We start from the raw sequence: 3574 nt of genomic DNA, 5'->3' as shown, positions 1-3574 counted from the left end.
TTTGAACCCACGACCTTCAGGTTATGGAGGGCTTACAGTATCAGCAACGGATGCTGTTGTTGTCACGGTAGATACCTTAAGGGTAAGCAACCAGAGACAATATCTCATCAGGTATCATTTCACTAATAATATCGCTACAATTTTATTCACTTGATAGTAAATATATAACATATAATACGTCAGACATAATATCTTTTCACTACAATGCCACGCCCACCGCCGGATCCAAGTCGTCTCACCCTGCTCCTCCAAACCCGGGGAGCGATGGCCAGCCGTGCGATCACCGGCGAGTTGGACATCAGCCCGGCCACCCTGGCGCGAATCGTGGCGCGGCTCGGACCCTCGATTGAACGGTTTGGAGCGGCCCGCAGCACTCGGTACGCGCTGCGCCGCCCGGTCCGCAATTTCGGAAGTGAATGGCCCGTCTACCGCATCAGCGACGCCGGGCGGCCCCAGACTTGGGGCACGCTGCGCGCGCTGCACCGCGGATTTCGCTTTGTGCCGTCCGCACGCGCGCCAGAGTGGATGGAGCGGGAATACGTCGACGGGATTTTTCCTGGCCTCCCACACTTCCTGCAGGACCTGCGGCCGCAGGGCTATCTCGGCCGGGCAATCGCGCGGGAGATCGCGCCCCGGCTGGGCGTGCCGCCGGACCTCCGGCTCTGGAGCGACGACGACATGCTGTCTTATTTTCTCACCGACGGGCAGGATCTTCCCGGCGACCTCGTCCTGGGCGACCATGCGCTGGAGCGGGCCCTCCGGGCTGTGGGGAACCCGGTGCCGGAGGCCGATCGCGAACGCGCCTACCCGCAGCAGGCCGCCGCCGCCCAGCGCGGCGAACTCGCCGGCTCTTCCGCCGGAGGCGAGCAGCCGAAGTTCCTCGCCACCGTGCGCCGCGTAAGCGGCGTCCCCCAACCCGTCCTCGTCAAGTTCTCCGCCGCGGAACCCTCGCCGGTGTCGGCGCGGTGGGCCGACCTCCTCGCCTGCGAGCATCTGGCGGCTGCCACCCTCCGGGACCGCAGGATCGCCTGCGCGAGAACCGGGCTGCTCGACGCCGGCGGCCGGCGTTTCCTCGAGGTCGAGCGCTTCGACCGCCAGGGGGCGGCCGGCCGCCGGGGAGTGCTGAGCTTGGGCGCGCTCGAGGACGCCTTCCTTGAGCACAGCTCCTCCGACTGGGTTGCGGCGGCTGCGGGGCTGGAGCAGGAGAACTGGATCGCCCCGGAGGACGCGCGCACACTGCGCTGGATCTGGTGCTTCGGCGACCTGATCGCCAACACCGACATGCACCGCGCCAACGCCGGATTCTGGTTCACCGACGCGCTGCCGTGGAGGCTGGCCCCGTTCTACGACATGCTGCCAATGCACTATGCGCCGGGGCCCCAGGGCGACCTGAGCGAGCGGGCCTTCGCGCCCCGGCCGCCCCTGGCAGGCGTGGCCGATGTGTGGGGTGAGGCGGCTGGTGCCGCGCTGGATTTCTGGGGGCGGGTCGCCGCCGAGGCGCGCATCTCCGCCGAGGCGCGCATCTCCGCCGCGTTCCGGGCGGTCGCCGCCGACAACCAGGCCACGGTCGCGCGCATGCTCCGCCAGTTCGGCTGACCAAGCCCGTCGCCCGGGCCAGCCGGGCAAAACAGGGCCAACGGCAGGTTCGGGCGGCTCTCATATGCTCCTATCTGTGGGGATCGGGGCGTGTAAACACCCACCAAGCCAAGCTTGCTTATTACCTCTGTTCAAAAGAACCGTGATTTTCGATTGAAATGCTAGCGAGATTACTCAGATCAAATGGATGCTTCTCCGAATTCTAACGCGAATCACGTCGGGTTCATTACTCAGATCAGATGTCTAGGGAGAGTAATCAGTCCGTGGCTTATGAGACAAGTACCACCCGAACTCGGCCGACGGCGGTAGTACGACGGGGGTCAGAATTCAACATGCTCCAAGCACGGCCGCTAACTTTGCGGCCGTATGAGCACATTCAAATCCACCAACCAGATCAGACATCTCGCGATCGATATCGAAACGGTACCGGTTCGCCCGCTCGAAGACTACCCGTCCGAAGTCCGAGCCTATTTGGTCCAGAAGATTGAAGCGGCCAAGGCCCTAGATCCGGCCATCACATACGAGAAGTACGCCTCGCTCCATCCGAGCTTCGGGCGGATCGTTTGCCTTTCGGCTGGTTGCCTTGCCAGCGATCGGCACGGCAATGAGCTCATTATCACGAAGTCGTTTACGGGCGACGAGCTGGGCATTCTTGACCAGTTCAATCGCCAGTCTGCGTACTTCCGCAATACGTTCGTGCACTTCAACGGCCTTAGTTTCGACGTACCGTTCATCTTGACACGCATGCGCCTCAACCGCGTGCCGTGCATGAACCAGCGGTTTGCCATCATCCGCCGGTTCTCGTTCGACCCTCACCTTGATCTCCTCGAGTTTTACAGCCAGTGGGATCGGGCAAAGAGCATCCCGTTGGGCGTCCTGGCGGAGCTACTGGGGCTTCCTTTACCCAAGGCGGACTTAAGCGGGTCTAAAATCTGCACCGCGTTTGCGGCGGGAGAAATCCGGCGTATTGGCCAGCACTGTGAGTGGGATGTCGCTACCACCCTCAATCTCTTGCGCATCTTGGTAGGTGGTTATGACCCCGTGCCGCCCGAGTTGATCTATTCGCAGGAAGACGAAAACGACTACACCCAGCTCGCGACCGTGCTATCGTCCGATAGCCGGACGCGGAGCGTGCTCGACCCCGACCTCGAAATCCTGCCGTCGGCCGACCCCATCCTCATTCCGGGCTCGTCCGTTGTCCGCGTGGGGCGTGATTGGCCGCATCCGTAGCTACATTCTGCAGAACGGCGAGCCCGATTGGGTCGGACTCGACCTCCTCAGGCCGCCCCGGCATGGGCCCGACAAGGCATCTCAGAATGATTCGGCACTGAGCGGGGCAAGTGTTGCACACCTCCAATTACTTAAAGGGATACTCATGACCTCTATAAGGGATCTTATTGCTGACAGAAACCTGCGATTCCCTTCCTTAAAATCGACGGCCATTCAGGCGAAAGAGGAGTTGTAGACACCTTTCTCATGTCCACCAAGCACCACTCGATCGATATCCGCTCAAACTTTCATTCCCCGTCCCAGGATCGCAGCCGCTAACTTTTCGCCATGACCGAGACCAACAAGATGATTATCCGGATGCTGGTGGAGGGGGACGCGACGGTTGATGCTGACTTCCGGACTGCGCTTCTCGCTCTGATCAACGACGGCAAAATCCCATGGATTCGCGTGGAGCCGCCACTCCAGCTCAGCGCAAAGGATGCGGCGAACTACATCGGCGTATCGAGGGCCATCTTTTACCGCCTGAAGGACGAAGACGAGCGGCAAGGCCTCAATCGTCTTGGCCGCGTGGAAATCACGCCCGGATACTTCCTCTACTTAAAACGGGCGCTGATCGAATTTGTCGAATCCAAAACGGTGTTGCCGGAGGCGTCAACGCCCACATCATGGACAACTTGCTTATACGCATTATTCCTGCCGGAAGAATCATAACCTGCAGCAATCTGATTGCCGCTTGCATCAAAAAGCC

3 protein-coding genes are annotated in these 3574 nt (G+C 61.1%); all 3 read left to right on the top strand.

From position 1 onward, the window contains the following. The first annotated feature begins 204 nt into the window (after positions 1–204). The 3 genes from yjjJ to QZY44_RS32105 all read left to right on the top strand — a co-directional run bounded on the left by yjjJ (position 205) and on the right by QZY44_RS32105 (position 3537). Positions 205–1596: a type II toxin-antitoxin system HipA family toxin YjjJ gene (gene yjjJ, locus QZY44_RS32115; protein WP_295457225.1), complete on the top strand. Its 1392-nt coding sequence runs from the start codon at positions 205–207 to the stop codon at positions 1594–1596. A gap of 366 nt (positions 1597–1962) precedes the next feature. Continuing rightward, complete coding sequence (locus QZY44_RS32110) at positions 1963–2826, top strand: ribonuclease H-like domain-containing protein (protein ID WP_295457222.1); 864 nt, start codon at positions 1963–1965, stop codon at positions 2824–2826. 327 nt (positions 2827–3153) lie between these two features. Beyond that, positions 3154–3537, top strand: coding sequence for a hypothetical protein (locus QZY44_RS32105; protein WP_295457218.1), 384 nt, complete (start codon positions 3154–3156; stop codon positions 3535–3537). Positions 3538–3574 lie beyond the last annotated feature (37 nt).

Origin of the sequence: uncultured Thiodictyon sp. (genome assembly GCA_903837595.1) — a bacterium.
GTDB lineage: Bacteria > Pseudomonadota > Gammaproteobacteria > Chromatiales > Chromatiaceae > Thiodictyon.
The sequence above is the reverse complement of the archived record's forward strand: the minus strand, read 5'-3'. Positions and strand labels throughout refer to the sequence as shown.